The following is a 23,049-nucleotide window of genomic DNA, read 5'->3' as shown; positions in this document are numbered from 1 at the left end:
CACTTGTTTTTCTCTCGCAAGCTGCCAATCAACTAATTTGCGTTTTTTGCGCACAGCTAATAAGCGATGTTTCAGCGGATGATATTTTATTCGATTGATCTTAATGAATGTTTACCGATTTATCGGCGGATTACTCGTGCGGAGAGTTCAATTCCTCGTTGCTGCTTGAAGCCTCGCTGCAAATCTGCGGCGAGGTTGCTGGTTTGTTTTTAGATACGAGACCGGCTATTTTGTCGAAGGTTTTTTCAATGTATTGAATTTCGCCTTCCGAAACCGCCGCCCGTGAAAACAGGTTTCTCCAAAAACTTTCCATGTCGCTGCGCCCTGCAATGCGGAAAAATCCTATTTTTTTAAGATCGTCGGTAAGAGATTTTACAGTTTTGTCTATTTCATTAAGCGTTAAAGGCGTATATCCGTGTTTGCCCTTATTTTTTTCACGAAAAAGCTGGTAGCACATTATCTGGACGGCATGAGACAGGTTCAGAGAAGGAAATACTTGTGAAGAAGGTATCGTAACTCCTACAGTACATTCCTGAAGTTCCGAATCGGTAAGCCCCGTTCTTTCGTTTCCGAACACGACGGCGATATTCCCCGCGCCGCTTTCGGAGCCTGCACTTATTTTTGCCGCGAGCGAAGAAAATTCTTCAGGGAACAAAAGTTTCCCTTTTCGCTTTTTCCCGCGCCTGCGTGTAGTGCCTGCGGAGACGGTACAGTCCGCCGTAGCTTCGGTTATGGAATTAAAAAACTGTGCCGAATCCCATATAGGCGAGGCATGTATGGCCAAGACGCGTATGTGGGAATCATCATAGTCTTCTCTTTTACCTACGATCCTCAATATTTTTATGTCATTGTTTGCCATTGCGCGGCACACGGCGCCTATATTTCTGCTTTCTTCGGGATGAGACAAAACTATACGGATCTTGTTCAGATTCATAACTAAATATACATATTTTATTTTATTTACGCTATAATTAAGCGCATGGGTGTGTTTTCGGGTAAAAAGGCTTTTGTCATAGGCGGTTCCGGCGGCATAGGCCGCGCGTTATCACAAAAACTTGCGCGCTCAGGAGCGGATCTTTTTGTTCACGGAGCGCATGACACAAAAGCGTTCGATTCGCTTATAAAGGAACTTAAATCCGTCTCTCTGAGTAAAAAAAATGCGGACATACAGAGGTGTGAAAACCCGATAAACATACAAAAAATGGTGTATAAAATTGAAAATTTCAGCGATTTGGCTTCGTCGCCGCTGAATTCAATATTGAAAGAGTCCGACATAGTGTGCGTTTGCTTCGGCCCATTTATTCAAAAGCCGCTTACGGAAACTACTCTTGAAGATTGGATGGACGCGGCGCTGCTTGACTATGCCCTTCCAGGTTACTGCGTGAGTACGGCTCTGCCCGGCATGATCTTAAAAGGCTGGGGGCGCTTTCTTTTTTTCGGAGGAACTCGGACTTACAATATAAACGGATACAAGACCAACGCTGCTTACGGCGGCGCAAAGACTGGGGTAGGCTCGCTTGTCCGTTCCGTTGCGCATGAATACGCGTCAAAAGGCATAACCTGTAACGCCGTTCTTCCAGGCTTTACAGATACTGAATATGTTTCAGAAGCTGAAAAACGTCTGCTTTCAAATAAACTTCCCTGCAAAAAATTCATTTCCGCAGATTCTGTAGCAAGGGGAGGAATGTTTTTGCTTGAATCGCCTGAAATAAACGGAGCCCTTTTAAACATAGATTTCGGCTGGGACGGAAAACTATAGTCTGTTGTGCGGATCAGCGGCGTTTTTCGGCGGGTTGTCCTCGGTACTTTGCGGTTTTGTGGACTAGCGTTCTCGGCGCCCCAAAGCAATTTATCGCATGATTTTTGTTACGAATTGGGAATAATGTTGTTTTAGGCATAAGAAGATTTGGATCCGGCAAGGTTCCGCTTCGACCGTACATAAATAGTAATATTTGACATATTGGTGTTTTTTGGTGTACTATGAATAAGTAGCTTTACGCACGAATGTGCGTTCCTATATGCCATATTTAAAAGTTAAAACTTTACTGCAATTTACTGCGCCTAAGTTTTGTTTTTATTCATAATTATGATAGAATATTTACTGTAAGAGGTTTATTAAGTTAGCATGATAAATAATAATCTTGTGCCTGGCTTTGACGACGAAAAAGACGATAGTATTAAGATTACTCTGGAACGTATTGCCGAAGTTCCGAATTGTTTAAGCGTGCATTTGAACGGCTATATCGACACGTACAATTCCAGCTTTTTTCAAAAACGCATCGCTAAAGTCGTGGAAGCGGGATATATAAATTTAGTCTTTAATTGCAGCGCGTTGAACTATGTGTCTTCGACAGGCATCGGTTCTTTTACTGCGTTTTTAAAATTGGTTAAATCCAAAGGCGGGGATATCGTTCTTCTTGAAATTCAGCCAAAGGTGTTTGAAGTTTTTCAGCTGTTGGGTTTTTCTCAGTTTTTTAACATAAAGAATACATATGCGGATTCCATAGAGCTTTTTAAATCCGGCAGACCCGAAGTCAATACGGTTTTTCCCGTTATTTTTTCCTGTCCCGTGTGTTCAAAGCGTCTCAAGGCTACCCGTTCAGGACGCTTCCGCTGTTCCGAATGTAAGTCCATTTTAACCGTCGACGCGCAAGGACAATGTTCCTTAGGGTAAAAACGTCACTTTTTTAGTGTTTTGCGCCGGTGCGACGCAAAAATCCTGTTTCATAGTGCAAAATCTGTGGATAAGTCCTTCTTCTTAAAGCATTGGAAGGATTTATCTTTTTTTATCGGTGGAAATTTTAGAGTTTTTTGACTCTATTACGTTTTTGTATCGCTTATTCCTTGTATTATAAAGACTTGCGCTTGTAAAGCGTATTTCTATATATTGTAATAACTTATTGTTATTTTCTTTGCAGTGTTTTCGGCGTGTGGATAAATTGTGGAAATCCGCTTTGATTTTTGTTGAAAATCACGGTCGGCCGCGGAGTTTCAGTGTTTTAGGACTTGCAGTGTTTCAGGTTGTTTTTACCGTATTTTCATGATATTCTGGATAAAATGAAACAGGCGCTTGGACTTTTGGCGATTTTCCCGATATTTTGCATTGTAGGAACTTTTGCAGGAGCTGTTTTATACATACTGTACATACAATGCGTATCATACGTGGCCGGACTTCCTACGGAAGCCGTCGCTGTTGCAATGTGCGCGGAAGGCGTCATAAAAGCCGTTCCTTCGGTTTTGCTGTTTTCCCCTTTATTTTTATCGCTGTATCTGATACGCCATCCCAAGCGGTTTTTAGCGGTTCTTATGTTTTATTTGATAGAAGTCCTTGCACTGTTCTTTTTATTCCCGTTAAGCCTAAAATCTCCTTTGTATTTTAAAACATCGACCGCCGTCGCCGATCATGATGCGGCCTCAGAGCGCGATGTGGGCGCCGTGCGCACGGTTACGAGCGGTTTTTTTAGAAAAAGCGGACAATACTTGTATTATTATTCCGCAGTGCGGTCAGACGGTTCGGCGTCGGGCGTAAAATTCAAGTTGGAGAATGTAAGCGCCTCGGAAAGCCGAAACCCGAAACTCATAGACGGCGATTTATCAGGAACCGCATCTGCGCCTGAAAAGGCTTCAGTTAAGGTGGAAAAGCCGTCTTCTTTTGAATTTTCCGACGTGCTTGCGGAAGAAGTTCTTAAGCCCCCTTTTACTGTAAGGGCTATCACATACTTGTTTTTTTTACCGGCCTTGATTGCGTCGAATTCGGGGGTGGAATTTGATCGGATTATCATGTTTTCAATGTGTTTTGCTTTGATTGCGGTGTGCGCCGTAAGGCATATGAGCCAATGGAGACTGATAAACGTCTTTTTTGTAATAGCTTTGACTATGGCCGTTTTGTTCGCCAATACCGGATATTACTGTAAAAATGAAATTTTCATGTCTTTTTGCGAAAAGGTGGAAGAGCTTTTGCCCTCATCGAACCTTCCTTTTATCGCAATACTGAACACAACCGTGGGATTTTTATCTTTGGTTTTTTCCTTGCTTTTTATGATCATTCGTAAAAGAAGGCCGAAATGAAGCTGAAAAAACCGTTTATCTTTTCTTTTTTTATACTGTTCGGCGCCGGCTGCTTTATCTGGAGTTTTTTATACGGAAATATTCCTGCAATTTTTCCTCACAGCATAGTGCGTTTTAGGATTTTGCGTGCATTGGCTGTCTTTTTGAAAGGACTTCCGGCCGTTATGTGCACGGCATTTTTGTTTGAATTTTCACTTGTGTTCGGCCGCGACCCTTCGGGAAGCAAAAAAAGATTTTCTTCCGGAATGCTTGACCGCTACGTCAGCGTGATAATAGTATCTTTAATACTTTCTTTAGTGCTGACACTCTGTGTGCAGGTTTTTTTGCCTGCGGTAAATAAGAATCTTTCATATATTGAAAGACAGCCCGAACTGCGCAGATTGTATGTGGAATTAAGCGAGCAAAGCAGGGAGCAGGGCAATAAAGAAGCCGCTTATATGTACATGCTTCAGGCTTCGGAAATCGATCCTCACAATGAAAGAATTGAAGACTCTCTTAGGGAACTTAAAATCGCCTCCGAATATAAAAAGGAGGATCCTAAGATTGAACCGCCTTTGCCTGAACCTAGCAAAGATGAAGCTCCCGCTGATTTTAACGAAATGCTTGACAAAGCAAAAGGAGCTTTTAAAAACGAAGACTGGCTTTACGCTCATTATTGCGCAAGGGCGGCTGTAAACTTGGCGGCTCCTGGAGAGTTAAAACTTGAAGAGGCGGAACGGCTTTCCGTCGCGGCGTGGAAAAAGTTGTCGGAAGTGTCCGCTTCCGGCGATACGGAAACTCAAAAACTTTTCGAGCGCAAAATGGAAGGATATAACGCCTTTATCAGAGGCGACTACCTTGATTCGTATTATATTTTTAATGAACTGAATTTACAAAATCGCAGAGCTGATCCTGACATAAAGCGTTACTTTGCGTTATCTGAAAAGAACCTTAAAAACCGGTATTTTTTTAACGATGAATATAAGGATCTTCAAAAGTATGAAACCGTTTCGGATCTGTATTTTACAATAAAAAATAAGAACGGATCGTCCGAAGTTTATTTTATTCGAGGGATTACGAATATCGGACGGCAGGGCAACTTAGTGCGTTTTCTCCGCGACCTGACAGTTACGTATTTTGATAAAGACGGCTGTTTCGTTAAAAGTCTGTCCGTTCCGTATGCAAAGATGTTTTCCGTTTCTTCTTCTCTGTTTTCTGAGTTAGGAAGTGATGAAAAATTTGTTCCGTATATTTTATTGGATTCGATAAACAGGCTTTATTATGCGGGAATAGAAAGACCTGAATACAGGTATGCAAAGGCGAATGCCGTGCAGAAAGAAAATAATTATTTAATTCTTGACATGCCCTACGAAGATTTTGAAATTCTCTCTTACGCGCCGGGCGGCGCTGAAAACATGGATCTGTTTTCGCTTTTTAAATTTGTTTTTGTAGCATCCAAGTACGGTTATTCAAGCGAAGCCTACGCTGCCGTTTTGCAGGAAAGACTTTTGTATCCTTTTTCGCTGCTTCTGCTTTTTTTACTTTTTGCGCTCATGTCATGGAATTACCGTATCGAAGAAGACGTTCCGTTTAAATTCAAATGGATTTTTACGATACCGTTTTTTATTTTATTCGTGCATGTTTTTTTACGGGCGGCGTTCTACATAGTGAGACTCATAAACTTTACGGCGGCATATGCGGTAGATCTTAAATGGACGCCGGCCTTTTCAAGCGTCGTAGACCTTATTGCCTTTATATTCCTTTCGGTCATGTTTTTAGCCAGGAAAAAATGATCCAATGAAAAATTATTTAAAAAAGTCCGTAAGGAATTTTTTTTATCGGCACGCAGTTTTTTTTATCTGTACGGCGATAGGCTGCCTTGCCGGTTTATGGGGCGTTTTATGCGGCTTCCTGACAGGGGCGATCTTCGATAGAATTTTGATCGGATTTTTGGAAGAAAGACGGCTGCGAAAGATCTTGGATGAAGGCCGCTTTGTGAGTATTTTAAATGAATCTTTTCCCGGAGCGTTTTACGTCGCCGCTTTGACCGTTTTTTGTCTGCACGATATGGAAAATTCCGTTTATCAGTTGAAATCCGTTTTCGGCAAAAAGGAAGACTGGTATATCTTTTGCCGCGCAGCTTATACTGCCAAAGAATTAAACGGAGATCTTCTCGTTGAATGTCTTGCCGCTTCCATAAAAAAGTCTTCGGAAAATAAAAAAGAAAAAATCGATTTTGTTTGTGCGCACGGACAGGACGATGTGAGCATTTCCGTCATCGTGCATGACGTTTTCAGACTTTTAAGCGCGGCGGAATTTTTGTGGGATGAAAAACTTCGCGGAGAAAAACCTTCGCATTATCTTGCGGAACTTTTAAATTACACGTACGTGAGCGATGAAATCGCCGCAGCCTACCGCGTGCTCGGTCTTAATCCCGGTGCGGACATAAAAAAAGTTCGGACGGCGCACCGCAGACTTGCGGCAAAATTTCATCCGGATGCCGCAGGGGCGGATATTGCAGACAAAAGCGCCGCCGAATATCATAAAACAAATTCCGGCGACGGAATTTCTTCGTTTATGCGAATTCAAGCGGCATATGAAACTATTTTACATCAATCTTTTTGATGTGAGCTCCCAGTTTTTGAAGACGCTCGACAAGGTTTTCATATCCGCGCTCAATTTGATAAACATTGCTTATGACGCTTTCACCGCGCGCAATCATCGCGGCGATTACCATTGCCATTCCTGCGCGTACGTCCGGAGAAACCAAATGATCTTTGTGCAACGTTGACGGCCCTGATACGACGGCGCGGTGCGGATCGCATAAGGTGATCCTCGCACCCATGCTTATAAGTTTGTCCACAAAAAACATGCGCGACTCGAACATCTTTTCAAAAATAAGGACTGTGCCTTCCACCTGCGTCGCAACGACCGTCATAATGCTTGTAAGATCGGGAGGGAATCCCGGCCACGGCGCGTCGTCGATCTTAGGTATCATTCCTCCGAGATCGGTATTTATTTTCATTTCCTGATTGAGAGGCACTTCAAGGGTTGTTCCTTGCAAATTCCAACGTATTCCGAGTTTGCCGAAGGCAATGCGTATGGGGCGCAAGTCCGGGGGATTTACGTCCGTAATCTTTATGGTACCTCTTGTTGCGGCGGCCATTCCTATAAACGAACCTATTTCCATAAAATCAGGTCCTATTTTAAAATCACAGCCGTGAAGTTCTTTTACTCCCGATATCGTAAGTATATTGCTGCCGGTTCCGCTTATTTTCGCGCCCATGAGATTGAGCATTGCGCACAGATCCTGTACGTGCGGTTCGCTTGCAGCGTTTGTGATCTTCGTAATGCCTTCGGCGAGAACGGCCGCCATAACGGCGTTTTCGGTAGCGGTTACGGAGGTTTCGTCCAAAAATATATCCGCCCCGGCCAATTTATTTGCGGAAAATTCAAACGCGCCTTCGACGTTCACGTTGGCGCCCAATTCGGTCAGAGCCAAAAAATGGGTGTCCAAACGCCTTCTTCCTATGACGTCTCCTCCGGGAGGAGGCAATACTGCTTTACCGGTTCGCGCAAGAAGCGGTCCCGCAAAGAGTATTGAGGCGCGTATCTTCTTTGAAAGCTCATGAGGTATTGAGTTTGATTCAATTTTTTTTGCGCATATTTTCCAAGTGTTTTCGGCAAGGCATTCCACGTCGGCGCCTAAGGCTTTAAGAATTTCAAGCATAACGGTTGTGTCTTCGATCTTCGGAATGTTTCGAAGGACAACGGTATCTTCGGTCAACAACGACGCGGCAATGCACGGCAAGGCCGCGTTCTTATTTCCGCTCGCTCTTATGGATCCTTGGACGGGAAACCCGCCTTCAATATGATATTCGTACATCAATTTTCTCCGATGATCAAAGCAAGATGAATGAGAACTTCCGCAGCCGCCGTCATCTGCGAAAGAGACGCCCATTCGTTTCTTGAATGATAGTTATGTCCGCCGGTAAAGATATTCGGCGTGGGGATTCCCATTTCGGTGAGCCTTGAGCCGTCCGTTCCGCCTCGTATAGGCTTTTTTACGGGGGTTATGCCCGCTTTTTCATACGCCTTGTAAAGATCGGCCATAACTTCAGGGTGTTCGTCGAGTTTTTTCTTCATGTTCAGGTACTGCTTGGTATGGACGACTTCGGCTTTTCCTCCGAATGAGGCCGCCGTAATATTTGCCAAATCGGTTATGAAGTTTTTACGGCGTTCCATTCCTTCGTCGGTAAAATCGCGCAGCAACAGCAAAACATAGGAACGCTCTACGGAAGACGTTATTTCAAGCGGAGCATAAAATCCTTGAAAAGAATCCGTCGTTTCGGGCGCTTCGTGACGCGGCAGTGATGCGACGAAATTTGCCGCCATCGTAACGGCGTTTACAAGCCCGCCTTCGCGCGCAGTGCCGGTGTGGACTGCGTGGCCGGTAAAAGTGACGTCGCTTTTGTAGGCCGTAAAGCACTCGTCTTCTATTTCGCCTATATGCCCTCCGTCCACCGTGTAAGCGCGTTTTGAAGAAAGCAGTTTAAGAGGAACGTTGTCCATGCCGTGACCGGTCTCTTCGTCGGGAGAAAATAAAACCTCTATCTTTCCGTGTTCTATCTCTTTATTTTTTGCAAGAAAAGAAAGCGCCGTCATGATTTCCGCTATACCGGCCTTGTCGTCGGCGCCGAGCAGAGTTGTTCCGTCCGTAGTAATTACAGTGTCTTTTTCTTTTGCGGCAAGCGCCAAGGCCTTGTCGTTTGCCGGATCAAGCGTGACATTGCATTTTAATTTGACGGGGCTTCCGTTGTAGCCGGTTATTATGTTGGGTTTTACATTTTCACCGGAAACATCTCCGGCCGTGTCCATGTGCGCCATAAGGCAAAACGCCGGCGAAAGCTCCGATCCGTCGGACGCCGGCAAAAAGCCGTATACGTAGCAGCGATCAGTTATTTGTACGTCCTGCAAGCCGATCTCTTTCATTTCTTCGGCTAGCAGCTTTGCCAAATCCCACTGCCTTTCGGTTGAAGGCTGAACGCCGCTGTCGGCGGCTTTTACGTCGCTTGTCGTATGTATTTTTACATATTTGATAAACCGCTCAAGCAGCTTTTTTTTGTCGGCTTCTCTTAAAAGTTTCATAACTATTGACAGAATAAGATATTGTCGTATAAAAAGCAACGGAGCGAGGCGGACGGCATTAGTCGGACGCCGGGTTTTACGCGGCAAGTAATGTTGCTCGCCCGTGTGCGGCCGCCCCGAACAAAACAAATGTAAAAACCGATATTAAATCTATTTATCAAGCAGTTTTGTCAGCACCATGTCTTTTTGCCGCCAGTTTTTATCCACCTTTACCTGAAGGTCCAAATCGATGCGGTAATCGAAAATTTTTCGCAGAGCTTTTATGGATTCTATGCGGATCGTTTTTATCATGGAAGCACCTTTGCCGATGACAATTCCTTTTTGGCTTTCGCGTTCCACACATAAAAACGCCCTCACCCAAAGTTCCCTTCCTTCTTTCCGCATTTCCATGTCGGCAATGTTTACGTAGATGGAATGAGGAATTTCTTCTTCAAGGCGGTTTATAGCCTCTCCGCGGATCACTTCCGAAATGCGGAATCCCACTTCCTGGTCGGTATAAAATTCTTTCGGATAAAGGGCCGGCGCATTCGGCGCAAGGGAATAAAGCGATTTTAACACGTCGTCGATTCCCGTGTCTTTTTTTGCCGAAATTTCAAATATTTTTGAAGCGGGAATTTGAGGAAGATTTTCGGATAAAAACGCTCGTATGACGGCCGGCCGCGCCTTTGGATCGTCGGTCTTATTTACTGCGACGACGGTTTTTTGTGCATGCGGCCTTACAAGCTCCGACGTAAGATGCTCTTCGCTCCCGCACGGGCGCGTAGCGTCTATTATGTAAAGGATACATTCGGCTTCTTTAAGCTGCTCTTCCGTCGTGTTTTTAAGTTTTAAGTTGAGTTTTTTTTCGGATTCGTGGTAGCCGGGCGTGTCGATAAACACAAGCTGTCCAAGAGACGTGTTCACTATGCCGCGGATAGCGTTTCGCGTTGTTTGCGGTACGGGCGAAACTATGGAAACGGCCGCGCCGCATGCCGTATTTAAAAACGTGGATTTGCCCGAGCTCGGCCGCCCTATAATCGCTACGACGGCGGTTTTATGCTCCTCGTTCGGCTGTAAAGGGCAAGGTTCCTGAGATACGGTATCGAGATTTTTTTTCATGATAAAAAGTATACAGAAAAGGCGCAGATTTGTCAGGTGGAGGGATGTGTGTGTGCCACGGGAATCAATTTTCACGCAACCTAAATTATTATTACCCCGAATTTCGAGTTTAGAGAGGAATGTACATAACGTGCCGCTTTTCAAGAGCCTGAGGGGCAATCCGGTATATGAATTTCTTCTTTCACAGTTCAATTGAAAACGTGGGCCAAAACGAAAACTCAGTCTTTATGAAGGCGACCAATAAATCAACCGTTTTTATCCCGGCTTTCACGGACTTCCTTATGGAAATGAACAGAAGCAAGGTTTCTGATATTCATTATATGGATTCAACGCCGATAAGTGTGTGCCTTAATCATAAGATTTATTCACATAAAGTCACCAAAACGGTGGCAAGAATAAGCATTGTAGGAATGTTCCGTCATTTCTTTTACAGTGTTGCCGCTTATATGTTTTATCGCAATCCTGTAAAATTTTGTGTTGACAAAACAGCGCAGTTGAGACCGTATGAGCAACTTTCGTGCAAAAGCAAATGTCAGGTTGAAGCGGGTGTTGGCACCTATATGTAAATATATTTTCTATTTTAGCTTTATTATAGAGCCTGTATATATCAAAATCAGAATCTATGCTAATTATCTGTCGTATTTCTCTTTCCTCAGCAGCGATTACTAATGTTGCGTCGGCAAAGTCCATAGGTTTATCATCATATTTTCTTGTTAGGTCTATTATTCTTTTTATATTGCTTTGTTTGATTTCATGAATAATAACACCTTCTTTCATTATCCACTCTAAAAAACTAATCTGAACTGCTACATTAAAATCAAGCATATACATCGCTTCTGTTAACACCGCAGTCGTCGATATAAACCTATAACTTGTCTTTTTGATAAATTCTAAAATTGATTTATGATATTTATCATCTCGATCAAATAAGGCTATGAGCGGTCCGGTATCAATGAGTACAGTATTTAGCATGGAGTTTTTCCTTTAATTCTTGCTTATACGTAGTTGATAAATCGGTTCGTCCGCTGCCGTACTGACCAAAATAGTCTTTTCCTAATTCATAAGAATTCATTTCCAATTCTGCTTTATGAAAAAAAATATCAAGGGCATCTTTAATCAATTCGCTTTTATTTTTTTTCCTCAAGGCAGACAATACATCTAATTTTTGCTCATATTCTATCGGTAATCTTACTGTAGTCATATACACTCCTGTATTACAAATGTAATACATCGTAGAATATTTGTCACTGACAATCATTTGATTGATTTAGCGCCGTAGTTGTAAGGTTCTACAAATCAAAAAGAATTAAAGTCAGATACGATTGGCAATCTTCTATTTCCACTACCACCTATAGATGAACAAAAACGTATTGTCAAAAAAGTTGACGAATTATATTTATTTCTCGATACTATAAATATAAATGTTAAAGATTGTACATAAAAAACATGTGTAATTTAAAAATTCTAAGATAGAACGTAACTATTTTACTAATAGACTTTTTATATGAAAAGGGATATATTTTAGCGAATGAGTGTATTATATAGCACAGCAACATTCATATTTGAGAGATTCTCAGATATTACATCTAAAAATACATTAGTTTCTGATGCATTTTCTAGTGAATTTCCTGAAATATCTACTCTTAATACACCAGAAGATGCACCTGTAGAGATTCCTCGTTTCGTCTTATTTAGTCATCATGGATTTTCAACAGTTATTATTACTTCGAATATGATACAATTATCTACAAAATTTGATAATAATTTTTCAGAAGATTGGATTGGACGTTGCAAACCATATTTAGAGAAAAAAGTAAATTTAGTATTCAATTTTTTTAAAGAATTAAACATAAATCCAAAATATTGTGGACTGACAGTTAATTCTTTGCTAACCGTTGATAATTCAAGTGTAGCTAAAATTGAAAACCTATTTTTAAAGAAAAAATTCATCTCTAATTTAAATTTGCATGATGTATTAATAAAACAGAGTTTTGATTTTGAGAACAAATATTTTATTAATTTACAACTTCAGAATCAAAGATATCAGCAGAATCAAATTACTAATTTGGAAAGTATTCAGATTTTGCCTGAAATGAATAATAAAATAGGTATAACTCTTGATATGAATGACAGAAAAATTGCAAATAGATCGAGAGATTATTTTTCAACAAAAGAATCTTTTGAAAAAATATTAATAATTGCTGATGATGTATTAAAATCAGGTTTGGATAATTTAGTTAGCAAAGGAGAAATTCAATGTTAGGCATGGTTATTATTGGATTAAATAATTCTGTTTGTGATACTCAAATTTCTTTTTCAAATTTTGATATACATAGCAATTGCAATTCTATGCCCCCAATTATCTCATACCAGAAAGCTCAGACAGCTTATTCTACTGCATCTTCTTTATTTCCCGATATGCGTTCTTTCACATCTGAAGAACAGAGAAAATATACACAGGCAATTAGTAAAATATATAAGCCTACAGGTATGAAATTGTTCTAAGAGGTTGTAATTTGATATTTGATGCCTCGTTTATAGATTTTGTAACATCGCTATTTCCTTCAATAAATCCATATGTACAAGAACAAACAAAACATAGTTTAAAACAGTTCTATGAGCATGGAAAAACATTTGAATGTTATAATAACAAACTTCTCGATGGCATATGCCAGGGTGATATTATTGAAAATGTTAATGTTCCAATAATAGGAATTGACGGTTCTATTAATATGGCTAAACGAACCGTTTTAATAATTTCAAATTCTTGTGATATAGAGAATGATGATTATATTTTAATTGCACCATTTTATTCTTTTGATGAGGGGTGCTTTTCAAAATCGCAAATAACAGAATTAAAAAATAATAAGTTCTTTGGAAAAATGTATTTTCCTGATGTATCTGAAGAAGAAATATTTGCTGATTTTTCATATATTCAATCTATGCCAAAACAATATTTTATTGATGGCAGAAAAAATAATCAAATGTGTATAAAACATTCTCTTAATCTTGTGGGATTCTACCTACTCTTATGCAAATTAACAATACATTTTATGAGACCAGAGGATAAACAATTACAATCAGGCAGGGAACATATTGATTTCAATTTAGATGAAAGATAATACTCAAGAATTATATGTTCATTCTTGATTGTGTCAATTTTAGTTCGCAATTTTGTTTTTGAAAAAAGTCATAAATCCATCATGCTGCGTTAAACAGAATTTCCTTTTGAACTTTTATTGAAGTGGCATTTATGTAGCAACGCTCAGTCTGCCAGTCCTCTGAATACTCAAGCAGATAGCTTGTTATCAGCCTTATATAAGCATTCGTTGACGGAAAAATGCCGACAACAGATGACCTTCGCCGGATTTCACGGTTAAGCCGTTCAAGCGTGCTAGTGCTTGAAATCTTACGACTGTCCAGTTCCTCAAAAGCGTAAAATTGAACGGAATCTTCAAATCCTTCTTCAAGACATTCTACTGCCTTGGGAAATGATTTTTCATATTCCTCGCAGAAATCATCCTTCAGTGCTCTTGCCGATTTTTCATCAGGAACTTTCCGGATAAGCTTCAGCCTTGCACCAACTTTTTCCTTGTCTTTCTGCCGAACATATGCAAGTATATTCCGCATGAAATGAACCTTACACCTCTGCCATGTAGTTTCAGGCATGGTTTTGCGTATCGCCGCCTGAAGCCCCTTGTGTGCATCGGAAACGCACAGCCAGACTTTCTCAAGTCCGCGTTCCCGGAGCTTTCTGAAAAGAGCTGAATATGTCTCTTCAGATTCATTTTCCATAGGCTCCACAGCAAGAATTTCCTGCTGCCCTTCAAGATTTACCGCCTTAATTACCATCACGGCCTTGTTGGTAATTCTGTGGTTGTCACGAATCTTTTCATAAAGAGCGTCTACCCAGATTACCGGATACTCTGCTTCCAGCCTGCGCTTACGGAACTCATCGACCATCTGGTCAAGAGAACTGTTTATCCGGCTGACCTCAGAGGCGCTCAGGCTTTCAATTCCGAGTTTCTTCGCTATATGCTCAATCTTGCGCGTTGATACTCCGTTCAGCCAGCATTCCTGCACGACCTGAATGAGCGCCTGTTCGCTGCGTTTCTTCTCCGTCACAAAGAACGGGATATAGCCGCCCTGTCGTATTTTGGGAACCGAAAGATAAACTGTCCCGAGCCGTGTATCAAAGCGGCGGATTCTGTAGCCGCATCTGTAACCGGTGCGGCTTTGCGCGTGAATCTCTTTTTCGGCTCCGGTCTTATGCGCAACTTCAATCTCCATGAACTTGTCCATTACCCACTGGAGCATTTCCAACATAGGATCTGTTGACGTTACAAAATCCAGTAGTTTTTTTTCAAAAAATGCAGTATCGTTCTTCTTGGCCATTGTTTGTTCCTTTTTTGTTAGTGTGCTAACCAACATTCTGGAATTTTCAATGGCTTTTTTCTACCCCAAATTGCGAACTTTATTGTACAGTATCGTCATTTCAGTTCCTCAAAAGTGAAACCAATCAAGCCTAAATATATGTCCGATAAAGTCTCATTATATGTTCGTAAAATATAATAAGAAATAAAATTGTTTTTTTTGTTTTTAAAATTAAAAGCACCAAGACAACGAACATTATTATTCTCAAACATTAAATCCCAGTTGTTCTCAGGTCCTATTTTAAAACAACATATAATTACACTATCTTCTTTCCGTTCGTACTTATACATTCTAGATTTAGTTTCTTTAAAAAAGGCTTCTAAAATTGCATTGCTATAGTGTAAAAATATAGCATCATTCTTTTTTCCTAAAATTTTATTTGTCATTACTTCTATTTTTCTATTATCCCAATAAATTTCATTCTCTGAGAAAATAATTTTTGACGTTTCAGTTTTTTTATTGAAGAGTTTAGTTACTATGAGGTTTTCATTGTCATTTTGAAAAATCAGCAATAACCTGTCATCGTAGTAAACTTGAATTTTATCATCACTCTGTTTGATAATTAAATTATTCCCATAATAACCGGAAAGTTTATCAAACCCATTAGTTAAACCTGTTAATAATCCACTTTCATTAAAATTGAGTATTATATTTTTTTCGGACAGTTTATTTTTTCGATTGAATTTTGAGTAATATTTATTGATTTCCGCATTAAAACATAAATTTATGTTTTCTCCGAAGATACAAAAGCTTGAAAATATCAAAAATAAAATACTTATTAGTTTTTTCATATGTTAGTCCTGAACTGTAATAATTGAGGTGTTTTTTTCAATTTTTTCGTTTAATTGAAATAATTTTACGTTTAACCACATTTTAAACTTACTGAAAACACCAACACAACCTGCGGTGTTACTATAGCCTGTAGCGTGGACATTATATCCGCTCGAACGTGTTGTTTTTTGTGAACCATCTTCGTTTAAAACAGGATTACCATCCGAATCATATACTGGTAACAATTGAGATGCAGATGTTCTTAATTGTTGTGAACCGTATTTATCAGCTTCCGTTTTCCCCTGAGAATCTTTTTTTGTCTTATCGGACTGTTTTACTTCTGTAATTTTCCAAGTCCCATTAGGATATTGGGTCCAAAAACTACCATCTGAGGCGTCCCGTTGATTAGTATTTACATTAGCAGCAGGATCCTGTGTTGTATCCCCATCAGGAACAACATGTGTTGTTACTTTTGAATTAAAATTTATTAAAGTTGCTCCTCCTATTTCAAATTTTGTATTCATACTTTGTTCTGACTTATCAACAGTCAAAGTTAATTTTTTCCCATCCGGATCGGTATACTTCACAGGATTATTGCCCGCATAGTGATATAGTTGTAAGTTTACAATATTGAAGATACCACCCTGTCCCGGCAGGCTTTGGTTGTATTTCTTCGCCTCATCACTTACAGGAGTCTGCGGAATGTACTCCCCGACCGCCGGATCGGTCGACAACCACCTACTGTACTTCGCATCGAGGTATCTCGCTCCATAGTAGTAGAGTCCGGTTTCTTCATCTTGCTCTTTCGCAGTAAATTTGTATGGCAGGAAACGTAAGCCTTCTTCCGTCTTTGACTTCTTCTCTACCCAGAGCTCTCCATACGGCGTGTATTCAATACGTTGGTACTCGTTTCCCTCATAGTCTGTTACAAGCTGTGCCGAGCCTAGATGGTCAGGGTGATAGTAATACCTGTGGTGATACTCATCGCTTTGCCCATAGCTTATATCAAGCTTACTTGTCTGCTTGGTTACGATCCTTGTCTCACCTAGGTAGATGTGCTTTGAATACTGCCCTTCAGGAAGTCCCGTATCAGTGTGCCATGTCCACATAGTGTTAAAGTATAATGTCTCACTTGAGTTAGAGAGTCCATTTGGCAGCTCTGTTTCCGTCCGCACTATATGCATAGCGCGTGTCATAGACAGAGTTTACGCTTCGGCTTAAAAGGTTTCTGCTGTTCCATTCATAGGTACGTTTGTTAGTTGAGACAGGCTTTTTTCCCGTATTGTTATTGCCCCAAGGCCATGCCCATGCATAGTCGGCTTCATAGACGGGATTTCCCTCTTCATTCGTGTGTGAGGTTACGGTTACGGGTGTAAGAGTCGTCGTGTCTTCATTAGGAGATGTTCCGTCGCTTTCGGATGTAACATTCCCGTTTTTATCATATGTATAATATCTAAAGCCTTTCTTCTCACTTCCTACTCTCTTTAAGCGGTGTGCATAGTCCGTATCATACTCATATGTAAACTCATAGTTTAAATCGTCTCCACTCTTCTTCTGCATTGCAGGAGTGATTATTTCAGTACTCTTCTTATTTATCATGTTCCCGATTTCATCAAAGGAGAAGTTTTGACTGTAAGAGCTTAGATAATCAGGCGATCCTATAATACCGTAGGGGTTGTCTTCCGTAGTACCTTCTGCAAAAATAAGCTGATAAAGAGAATCATAGGTATATGTCTGCTTTGTGCTGTAGCGCGCTCCGTTCATACAGTTATTATCATAGCCTAATACATTACCTACATCGTCAAAGGTGTAGTCTATGTTTTGATATTGCATCCCGAATTTGTTTTCGGTGTTTATGTGCTTTAGCCATCTCATATCGTCATCATACGTGTAGTTTGTCTCAACTCCGTTTCCGTATTTTATATACACTCTCTGGCTGTATTCGTCATATCCTATGTTCTCTATGTAAGTGTACTCTTGAGAGTCGTGTATGCCTTTTATACTTCTGACCTGTCCTCCTTCGTCATAGCCGTAAGTAACTTTTTCCCTGTCAGGATATGTAATGCTCTGCATTCGGCCGAGGTAGTCGCTTACATATTCCATTACGGATGTCTTTTCACTCTCATGTGACGGTATGTGTCTTTTAAGCGTTCGCTTTTCTTTTATAACTTCTCCGAGCTTTCCGTACTCATATGCGGCAAGTTTCATAACCGATGCAAGCAACGAAAGCATTTCCGAAACGCATACCGGCATAACTGTAAGCGCCATCAGCGTTCTAGGCAAAGCAAAACCGCCTTCAGTTTCTCCAACAAAGTGATAGCCGTATCTTTTCCTTAGCTAAGGTTACACAACCCCTATATATTTTTCTACTATCGTGTTCTGCAATAATTGTGAAAAATTCACATGATTTTTCTCTGCAAGCGTATTTACCCATTTCGGAAGCGTTATATTTTTTCTTATGGATTTACTTGAATACTTTTCACTATATGAATCCATATCCAATATAAGTATAGTTATAAAACTCTTATCATCTGTTAATTTTATTTTTGCCGGATCGCTTGCTTTCGGTATGCTTTCTCCCTCCTCCATCTCCGTCAGTATCCATCCTGAAGCCGCATCTATGCCCATCTCTATCGCCTCGATAAGAGAAAACCCTCCAGAAACACATCCTTTCAAATCGGGAAATTCCACACTATAACTGGTATCTTCTTCACAGTATGTTATAATCGCCGGATATGCTAATTTCATGTTCTTTTCCTCCGTTATGCTTATTTCAATCCCGCCTGCTTTAGGATTGCTTTTACCGTTCCGATGGGTATATCCCCTTTATGATTCGGTACCGTAACTTTTCCGGATTTTACACTATGTTTATATTGATTGTGAGAGCCCTTTGCTGTAACAAAATACCACCCGTCAGCCTTGAGTATTTTTTCTATCTCTTTTACCGTCATCTCATCTCTATTTATAGTATACACACTATGCGCATTGTTAGCAAGCCGTCGCGTCGTGTTGATCTGTTTTTCCGCTAATGTTTATAGATTCTATATTTTTCCCCTTCTACAAAGTGCATTCGCCTTTCAGCAACGGTTATCCTCTTCTCATCATAGCTTACAGCTCCGCTTATGTTCCATCCGACTTTGCTTGTCTTTGTGTGTTTTTTCGAGATGCCGACGAGCTTTAACTCGCTGTATTATCGCGAGTTAAAACATCGCATTCTACCATTCCCTGAACCGCCGATAAATGTGCATTAAGATCAATCGAATAAAATATCGTCCGCATCGATAAGCTTGTCTCGGCAAAAAACCATCGCTCGGGAAAGGCAGTGCATGAGCTGGCGGACATTACCGGGCCAATCGTAAGACTCTAAAAGTGAAAGCGCCGCATCGGAAATACGGCAGGAATTTTTGCTTAAAAAATTTTCAGCAAGGGGAGCTATGTCTTCGACACGTTCGCGAAGCGGCCTTAAGCGTATCGGAAAAACGTTTATTCTGTCGTAAAGATCTTCCCGAAATAATTTTTGTTCTATGAGCGACTGAAGATCCGCGTTCGTCGCAAAAATCAGCCGTGAATTTACCGTATTTTCTTTTACCGCTCCAACGGGACGAAAAGCGCCTGTTTCCAAAAATCTTAAAAGCTTAGCCTGCACTGAAAGAGGCGTGTTGGCTATCTCATCCAAAAAAAGTGTTCCTCCGTCGGACAAAAGCAAAAGCCCCGAAGAATCTACGGCGCCCGTAAAAGCTCCGTGCCTCGACCCGAACAATTCGGTATCGGCTAAATTTTCAGACAGCGTTCCCATATCGAGCACGCAAAAAAGAGATTTTCTGCGTTTGGATAATCTATGAATAAACGAAGCAGCAAAACTTTTACCCGTTCCCGGTTCCCCTAAAAAGATGACCGGCAAATCCGAGCGCGCCGCCAATGCCAGCTGGAATTTCAATTTTTTTGCGGCAGGAGATCCGCCTATAATTTCCGAGAGTATGAAATTCTCAAAATCGGAAAGTTCTACGGATTCGGCAGGATCATATTCCGGCGGATTTTTACCGGATCGCAAAAGAATATCCTCGTCGCAGGGAAGCGGAATAACCGAAGCGTCGGGATTTTCCGTAGACTGTAAAAAAGACAAAACTTCATCCTGAGGCATTATAAAATGCGTATTTTTTTTCACTCGGTCTTCTTGATAAAACGAAGTTTGTATTTTATTTAAAACCGCCTTATCCGCTATTTGGGGATCTATAAATAAGGCATTCCGCCGTCTGCCGCGCGAGCCGGAAATGTCGGAAAACAAAGGTGCATTTATAAATTTAGGATCCGAATAAAAATGCACTTCCGTACCTGCGTAAAGGCGCCTCCTGAAAAAATTTGCAATCTCAGGCCGCGCAGTATAAACATGTATTTCACTGGATAAAACAGCGGAAAGCATATTTTTCCCCCTTTCAATCCTCCTTACTTTTTCGGCTTCAATCGATACCAGACAAGCAGTATTGTAAACCATAAAAAGGGAAAAACAAGAAATAATTTTAACGGATTATGTAAAATTTCATGAAATATCTCAAAACCTTTATCAAATGCGTCGTCACTTATGCGCTTTAGCCTTTTTGAAAATATTCCTATCGCGTCTTTGTAATACAAGAATATGCTTGAAGAAAACTGATTCCTGCGGCGGTAAGCCCATACGTCTTTTTCTTTTATGCCGCTGCACAAAAGAGCAAGCGACGGAGAAGCTTTAAATACGGCCTGGACTACGTCTTTTTCAAAGGTTTCGGTATATTTCCCTGCACAGCGGCCCACTATGTGAAGTTTGGGGAACGTTGAACGCACATTGTTTTCCGCATCGTCAAGTTGTTTTTTGTACCCGCCGAGCAAAAACAATGTCTTATAGTGAATTTCAAGTATGGAAAGAATTTCTATGAGCGCCGTAAAAGGATTATATCTTACAGGAACGGGCTTTTTAAGAAATTCCGCAGCGCGCAGTATGCTTTTTGAAACGGGAATAACGAGATCCGCATTTCGAACGCATTCTGCATAATCGTTTTGACCGCGCGCCTTTAATAAATTCCAAACCGACAAAAACACTATCTGTTTAGTACCGGGTTTTGCTAAAAGTTCAAGAATGTTCCCTTCCATTTCTTCCGGACGGCAAACGTCTACCGGCACTCCCAAAATTTCTATACGCTGTAAAGACATCAGTTTTTTCCTGTCACTAAATTTTGCAAGACTGCAATTCCGTACAAGGCGGCCGTCTCGCATCTTAAAATATTTGTTCGAAAATGAACCGGTATAAAACCGTTTTCTTTCAAAAAAGACATTTCGGAGGGGCTTATTCCGCCTTCACAGCCTACTGCAAGCCCCGCAAGTCTTATCCGCCGATCCTCGCAATTCTCGCCGCGCGGCAGGGGCGATCTTCCCGTGCTGTCATAAAAACCCAATACGGCATAGTCCATTCCAAGCGTGTCATAAGTTTGTTCCGTAAGCGCAAAGGCCGCGCTGTTTTTTACTTCGGCGGATCTTTGTTGCCACAGACCTACAGCCTCGTCCAAACCGCACGGATTTTCAAAGACGGTGTTCACAGGGGAACCGCTTTGCTGGCGGGCATCTTTTATTATACGCAATATCCTTTCTCTGCGCGATGCGTTAAAAAACGTTCCGGCTTTTTGCGTATATTCGCCTATTACGGGTACTATACGCGCTACGCCGCATTCCGTAGCCTGTCTTATAATTATATCCATTTTTTGCGGCCGTGCAATAAACTGAAAAAGCCAATACTCCGCCTGAAAATCTTCGATTAAGGACGCCTGAGTTCCGCGCGTAATGTTTTTTCCCTCGTCGCACGCCTTCAATTCAAGGAATCTTTTATTTTCATATATGCCGCACACTTTCATGTCTTGAAGATCTCCATTCGTAAGCCGCACGGATACGAGATCTCCTTTTTTTACACGTAGAACTTGTTTAAAATAGCGGTAATCCTTTCCTTCTATGCGTAAAATTCCGTGCGGATCGACAGAAACGGAAGCTATAAACTGTCTCATTCCTTTGCGCTTTGGGCTATTCCTTTTTCGGAAGCAGCCTCCTGCAATTCTTTTAGAGTTTTTGAAGACCGCATCAACTCCCGGAAATTTTCTTTTTCCAAAATACCGATAGCTTCGTTAAGCTGAATGTCATAATCAAGATCGTATGCGGGCATTCCCTTTGTGCGGTAAACTTCCATACGTATAATTCGCCGCATGGTACGTATGTCAAACGGATATTTTTTATACAAAACATTCGCATAAGAAGCTATGTCGTTTTCGGACATATCGGGATGAGATTCGACATACTTGGCGACTGTATTATCTTTCATCATTTCGGAAAAATTTTTCTCTTCTTCTTCCGTGAGCTCAGGGTGCAATACTTCGCGGTCGGGAGGAATGCCGATCTTGTCGATATTCGTGTCGCTCGGCGTATAATAGCGAGCAACCGTTACCTTGCAGCCGTCAACATAACCCAATTGTATCACCTGTTGGACGGATCCCTTACCGTAAGTATTTTGTCCCACAAGATAGGCCAAATGATAGTCTTTGAGCGCGCCGGCGAGGATTTCGGAAGCGCTGGCGGACCCCTTGTTAATAAGAACCACGATAGGAATGTCTTTGGGCATTGTAGTCTTTATGCGGCTCGCCGTATATTCGTAAGTATCATAAGGAACGCGACTTTTAGTAGAAACTATTACTCCGTTATCTATAAATTTATCCGCTACATCGACGGCGCTTGTGATAAGTCCTCCCGGATTGTTTCGCAGATCTATTATCAGGCCTTTAAAGTCGTTCTTTTTAAATTCATTCAAACCTTCTTCAGCCCGCTTTGCGGTTTCGGGCGTGAATTCGATGAGCTTAAGATAACCCAAGGAATTTATCATAGCATATTTTACGGTAGGAACTTCTATAAGCTCTCGTACCAGAGTCTTCGTAAAATTCATGTTTTTGCCGCGCAAAAATGAAACTTCTACAGGATCTCCTACCTTGCCGCGCAGGTGAAGCAGAACCTCATTCATTGTCATATCGACTGTAGAAAGTCCGTCTATTGCGGTGATAAGGTCTCCTGCATGAATTCCCGCTTTGGAGCCGGGCGTGTTTTCTATCGGCGACACAACTTCGACATACGCCGGTTTTTCAGGAGAATTTGAGACGATCTTTGTTATGGAAAGTCCGACTCCTCCGAATTTTCCTACAGTGGTATCGGCAAGCTCCCGCACGGAATTGCTGTCAAGATAAATCGAATACGGGTCTTCAAGCGCATTCATCATTCCTTTTATGGCGCCTTCGTATAATATTTTCGGATCTATTTCATCCACATAGTTTTGATCGACAAATTTCAAAGCGTTTTTTATACGCCTTAAATACTCATTCGTCTGACCCGAAGCTTCAGAAGCCGATACAGCCGCAGATTGAGTAAAGCACTGAGAAGATATCAAAAGCAGTAAAGCGAAGTAAACGGCGCCTACGAAGCGTCTTAAAATTTTATTGTCCATATAAGTTATTTTATGTTACGTAAAGGATTTGTCAAGGCAAGCGATAT

At 41.2% G+C, this 23,049-nt stretch carries 24 protein-coding genes and 1 pseudogene; 9 read left to right on the top strand and 16 right to left on the bottom strand.

From position 1 onward, the window contains the following. Positions 1-130 precede the first annotated feature (130 nt). Positions 131-934, bottom strand: a complete 804-nt coding sequence (locus HRQ91_RS01875; RefSeq protein WP_210120002.1) for an RNA methyltransferase — start codon at positions 932-934, stop codon at positions 131-133. 45 nt (positions 935-979) lie between these two features. Between HRQ91_RS01875 and HRQ91_RS01870 the strand changes: the two genes are divergently transcribed. From HRQ91_RS01870 to HRQ91_RS01850, 5 genes are all read left to right on the top strand, one after another. Beyond that, complete coding sequence (locus HRQ91_RS01870) at positions 980-1,759, top strand: SDR family NAD(P)-dependent oxidoreductase (protein WP_210120001.1); 780 nt, start codon at positions 980-982, stop codon at positions 1,757-1,759. 366 nt (positions 1,760-2,125) lie between these two features. Then, positions 2,126-2,674: an STAS domain-containing protein gene (locus HRQ91_RS01865; RefSeq protein WP_210120000.1), complete on the top strand. Its 549-nt coding sequence runs from the start codon at positions 2,126-2,128 to the stop codon at positions 2,672-2,674. A gap of 383 nt (positions 2,675-3,057) precedes the next feature. Further along, entirely contained in the window at positions 3,058-4,068 is a 1,011-nt protein-coding gene (locus HRQ91_RS01860; RefSeq protein ID WP_210119999.1) for a hypothetical protein, read from the top strand. After that, the gene (locus HRQ91_RS01855) at positions 4,065-5,840 is read left to right on the top strand and encodes an energy-coupling factor transporter transmembrane component T family protein (protein WP_210119998.1); all 1,776 of its coding nucleotides are present in this window, start codon (positions 4,065-4,067) and stop codon (positions 5,838-5,840) included. Before HRQ91_RS01860 ends, HRQ91_RS01855 begins: the two co-directional genes overlap by 4 nt. A gap of 4 nt (positions 5,841-5,844) precedes the next feature. Further along, on the top strand, positions 5,845-6,672 hold the full coding sequence (locus HRQ91_RS01850; RefSeq protein WP_210119997.1) for a J domain-containing protein: 828 nt from the start codon (positions 5,845-5,847) through the stop codon (positions 6,670-6,672). Here HRQ91_RS01850 and murA read toward each other — a convergent pair. The 5 genes from murA to HRQ91_RS01825 all read right to left on the bottom strand — a co-directional run bounded on the left by murA (position 6,650) and on the right by HRQ91_RS01825 (position 11,494). Beyond that, positions 6,650-7,933 (bottom strand): UDP-N-acetylglucosamine 1-carboxyvinyltransferase, encoded by a 1,284-nt coding sequence (gene murA / locus HRQ91_RS01845; protein ID WP_210119996.1) that lies wholly within the window; start codon positions 7,931-7,933, stop codon positions 6,650-6,652. The genes HRQ91_RS01850 and murA overlap by 23 nt on opposite strands. Further along, on the bottom strand, positions 7,933-9,195 hold the full coding sequence (gene pepT, locus HRQ91_RS01840) for a peptidase T (RefSeq protein WP_210119995.1): 1,263 nt from the start codon (positions 9,193-9,195) through the stop codon (positions 7,933-7,935). Before pepT ends, murA begins: the two co-directional genes overlap by 1 nt. Positions 9,196-9,345: 150 nt before the next feature. After that, positions 9,346-10,293: a GTPase Era gene (era, locus tag HRQ91_RS01835; protein WP_210119994.1), complete on the bottom strand. Its 948-nt coding sequence runs from the start codon at positions 10,291-10,293 to the stop codon at positions 9,346-9,348. Between the two features lie 375 nt (positions 10,294-10,668). Beyond that, positions 10,669-11,265 carry a type II toxin-antitoxin system VapC family toxin gene (locus tag HRQ91_RS01830; protein ID WP_210119993.1) on the bottom strand — a complete coding sequence of 199 codons (597 nt, stop codon included), beginning with the start codon at positions 11,263-11,265 and terminating at the stop codon, positions 10,669-10,671. Beyond that, complete coding sequence (locus HRQ91_RS01825) at positions 11,243-11,494, bottom strand: ribbon-helix-helix domain-containing protein (protein ID WP_210119992.1); 252 nt, start codon at positions 11,492-11,494, stop codon at positions 11,243-11,245. Before HRQ91_RS01825 ends, HRQ91_RS01830 begins: the two co-directional genes overlap by 23 nt. 99 nt (positions 11,495-11,593) lie before the next feature. Here HRQ91_RS01825 and HRQ91_RS11835 point away from each other — a divergent pair. The 4 genes and pseudogenes from HRQ91_RS11835 to HRQ91_RS01805 form a co-directional block, all read left to right on the top strand. After that, positions 11,594-11,734 (top strand): annotated as a pseudogene (locus HRQ91_RS11835) (hypothetical protein); the annotation flags it as partial. A gap of 87 nt (positions 11,735-11,821) precedes the next feature. Continuing rightward, positions 11,822-12,556, top strand: a complete 735-nt coding sequence (locus HRQ91_RS01815) for a hypothetical protein (protein WP_210119991.1) — start codon at positions 11,822-11,824, stop codon at positions 12,554-12,556. Beyond that, a complete protein-coding gene (locus HRQ91_RS01810) occupies positions 12,550-12,798 on the top strand; it encodes a hypothetical protein (protein ID WP_210119990.1) in 249 nt (82 codons plus the stop codon). The genes HRQ91_RS01815 and HRQ91_RS01810 overlap by 7 nt, the downstream gene beginning before the upstream one ends. A gap of 11 nt (positions 12,799-12,809) precedes the next feature. Beyond that, entirely contained in the window at positions 12,810-13,415 is a 606-nt protein-coding gene (locus HRQ91_RS01805; RefSeq protein ID WP_210119989.1) for a hypothetical protein, read from the top strand. 79 nt (positions 13,416-13,494) lie between these two features. Here HRQ91_RS01805 and HRQ91_RS01800 read toward each other — a convergent pair whose 3' ends face one another. The 10 genes from HRQ91_RS01800 to HRQ91_RS01755 all read right to left on the bottom strand — a co-directional run bounded on the left by HRQ91_RS01800 (position 13,495) and on the right by HRQ91_RS01755 (position 23,002). Beyond that, positions 13,495-14,688: an IS256 family transposase gene (locus tag HRQ91_RS01800; protein WP_210119988.1), complete on the bottom strand. Its 1,194-nt coding sequence runs from the start codon at positions 14,686-14,688 to the stop codon at positions 13,495-13,497. 95 nt (positions 14,689-14,783) lie between these two features. After that, positions 14,784-15,518 carry a hypothetical protein gene (locus tag HRQ91_RS01795; RefSeq protein ID WP_210119987.1) on the bottom strand — a complete coding sequence of 245 codons (735 nt, stop codon included), beginning with the start codon at positions 15,516-15,518 and terminating at the stop codon, positions 14,784-14,786. Between the two features lie 3 nt (positions 15,519-15,521). Next, positions 15,522-16,607 (bottom strand): RHS repeat-associated core domain-containing protein, encoded by a 1,086-nt coding sequence (locus tag HRQ91_RS01790; RefSeq protein WP_246473253.1) that lies wholly within the window; start codon positions 16,605-16,607, stop codon positions 15,522-15,524. Between the two features lie 28 nt (positions 16,608-16,635). Beyond that, on the bottom strand, positions 16,636-17,781 hold the full coding sequence (locus HRQ91_RS01785) for an RHS repeat domain-containing protein (RefSeq protein WP_210119985.1): 1,146 nt from the start codon (positions 17,779-17,781) through the stop codon (positions 16,636-16,638). Positions 17,782-17,841: 60 nt separating this feature from the next. After that, positions 17,842-18,246, bottom strand: coding sequence for a type II toxin-antitoxin system HicB family antitoxin (locus tag HRQ91_RS01780; protein WP_210119984.1), 405 nt, complete (start codon positions 18,244-18,246; stop codon positions 17,842-17,844). Positions 18,247-18,266: 20 nt separating this feature from the next. Further along, positions 18,267-18,449, bottom strand: coding sequence for a type II toxin-antitoxin system HicA family toxin (locus HRQ91_RS01775; RefSeq protein ID WP_210120701.1), 183 nt, complete (start codon positions 18,447-18,449; stop codon positions 18,267-18,269). 302 nt (positions 18,450-18,751) lie between these two features. Then, complete coding sequence (locus HRQ91_RS01770; RefSeq protein ID WP_210119983.1) at positions 18,752-19,918, bottom strand: sigma 54-interacting transcriptional regulator; 1,167 nt, start codon at positions 19,916-19,918, stop codon at positions 18,752-18,754. A 23-nt stretch (positions 19,919-19,941) separates the two neighbouring features. Further along, on the bottom strand, positions 19,942-20,682 hold the full coding sequence (locus HRQ91_RS01765; RefSeq protein WP_210119982.1) for a WecB/TagA/CpsF family glycosyltransferase: 741 nt from the start codon (positions 20,680-20,682) through the stop codon (positions 19,942-19,944). Further along, positions 20,682-21,524: an RsmE family RNA methyltransferase gene (locus tag HRQ91_RS01760; RefSeq protein WP_210119981.1), complete on the bottom strand. Its 843-nt coding sequence runs from the start codon at positions 21,522-21,524 to the stop codon at positions 20,682-20,684. The genes HRQ91_RS01765 and HRQ91_RS01760 overlap by 1 nt, the downstream gene beginning before the upstream one ends. After that, positions 21,521-23,002 (bottom strand): S41 family peptidase, encoded by a 1,482-nt coding sequence (locus tag HRQ91_RS01755; protein WP_210119980.1) that lies wholly within the window; start codon positions 23,000-23,002, stop codon positions 21,521-21,523. The genes HRQ91_RS01760 and HRQ91_RS01755 overlap by 4 nt, the downstream gene beginning before the upstream one ends. Positions 23,003-23,049: the final 47 nt, after the last annotated feature.

The organism is Treponema parvum, from assembly GCF_017893965.1.
Taxonomy (GTDB): Bacteria; Spirochaetota; Spirochaetia; order Treponematales; family Treponemataceae; genus Treponema_D; species Treponema_D parvum.
The sequence above is the reverse complement of the archived record's forward strand: the minus strand, read 5'-3'. Positions and strand labels throughout refer to the sequence as shown.

Excerpts from the sequence above, each read along its gene's own strand:
- HRQ91_RS01875 (WP_210120002.1), bottom strand. The coding sequence starts at position 934 with ATGAATCTGAACAAGATCCGTATAGTTTTGTCTCATCCCGAAGAAAGC.
- HRQ91_RS01870 (WP_210120001.1), top strand. The coding sequence starts at position 980 with ATGGGTGTGTTTTCGGGTAAAAAGGCTTTTGTCATAGGCGGTTCCGGC.
- HRQ91_RS01865 (WP_210120000.1), top strand. The coding sequence starts at position 2,126 with ATGATAAATAATAATCTTGTGCCTGGCTTTGACGACGAAAAAGACGAT.
- HRQ91_RS01860 (WP_210119999.1), top strand. The coding sequence starts at position 3,058 with ATGAAACAGGCGCTTGGACTTTTGGCGATTTTCCCGATATTTTGCATT.
- HRQ91_RS01855 (WP_210119998.1), top strand. The coding sequence starts at position 4,065 with ATGAAGCTGAAAAAACCGTTTATCTTTTCTTTTTTTATACTGTTCGGC.
- HRQ91_RS01850 (WP_210119997.1), top strand. The coding sequence starts at position 5,845 with ATGAAAAATTATTTAAAAAAGTCCGTAAGGAATTTTTTTTATCGGCAC.
- murA (WP_210119996.1), bottom strand. The coding sequence starts at position 7,933 with ATGTACGAATATCATATTGAAGGCGGGTTTCCCGTCCAAGGATCCATA.
- pepT (WP_210119995.1), bottom strand. The coding sequence starts at position 9,195 with ATGAAACTTTTAAGAGAAGCCGACAAAAAAAAGCTGCTTGAGCGGTTT.
- era (WP_210119994.1), bottom strand. The coding sequence starts at position 10,293 with ATGAAAAAAAATCTCGATACCGTATCTCAGGAACCTTGCCCTTTACAG.
- HRQ91_RS01830 (WP_210119993.1), bottom strand. The coding sequence starts at position 11,265 with ATGCTAAATACTGTACTCATTGATACCGGACCGCTCATAGCCTTATTT.
- HRQ91_RS01825 (WP_210119992.1), bottom strand. The coding sequence starts at position 11,494 with ATGACTACAGTAAGATTACCGATAGAATATGAGCAAAAATTAGATGTA.
- HRQ91_RS01815 (WP_210119991.1), top strand. The coding sequence starts at position 11,822 with ATGAGTGTATTATATAGCACAGCAACATTCATATTTGAGAGATTCTCA.
- HRQ91_RS01810 (WP_210119990.1), top strand. The coding sequence starts at position 12,550 with ATGTTAGGCATGGTTATTATTGGATTAAATAATTCTGTTTGTGATACT.
- HRQ91_RS01800 (WP_210119988.1), bottom strand. The coding sequence starts at position 14,688 with ATGGCCAAGAAGAACGATACTGCATTTTTTGAAAAAAAACTACTGGAT.
- HRQ91_RS01795 (WP_210119987.1), bottom strand. The coding sequence starts at position 15,518 with ATGAAAAAACTAATAAGTATTTTATTTTTGATATTTTCAAGCTTTTGT.
- HRQ91_RS01790 (WP_246473253.1), bottom strand. The coding sequence starts at position 16,607 with ATGTGGACATGGCACACTGATACGGGACTTCCTGAAGGGCAGTATTCA.
- HRQ91_RS01780 (WP_210119984.1), bottom strand. The coding sequence starts at position 18,246 with ATGAAATTAGCATATCCGGCGATTATAACATACTGTGAAGAAGATACC.
- HRQ91_RS01775 (WP_210120701.1), bottom strand. The coding sequence starts at position 18,449 with ATGACGGTAAAAGAGATAGAAAAAATACTCAAGGCTGACGGGTGGTAT.
- HRQ91_RS01770 (WP_210119983.1), bottom strand. The coding sequence starts at position 19,918 with ATGCTTTCCGCTGTTTTATCCAGTGAAATACATGTTTATACTGCGCGG.
- HRQ91_RS01765 (WP_210119982.1), bottom strand. The coding sequence starts at position 20,682 with ATGTCTTTACAGCGTATAGAAATTTTGGGAGTGCCGGTAGACGTTTGC.
- HRQ91_RS01760 (WP_210119981.1), bottom strand. The coding sequence starts at position 21,524 with ATGAGACAGTTTATAGCTTCCGTTTCTGTCGATCCGCACGGAATTTTA.
- HRQ91_RS01755 (WP_210119980.1), bottom strand. The coding sequence starts at position 23,002 with ATGGACAATAAAATTTTAAGACGCTTCGTAGGCGCCGTTTACTTCGCT.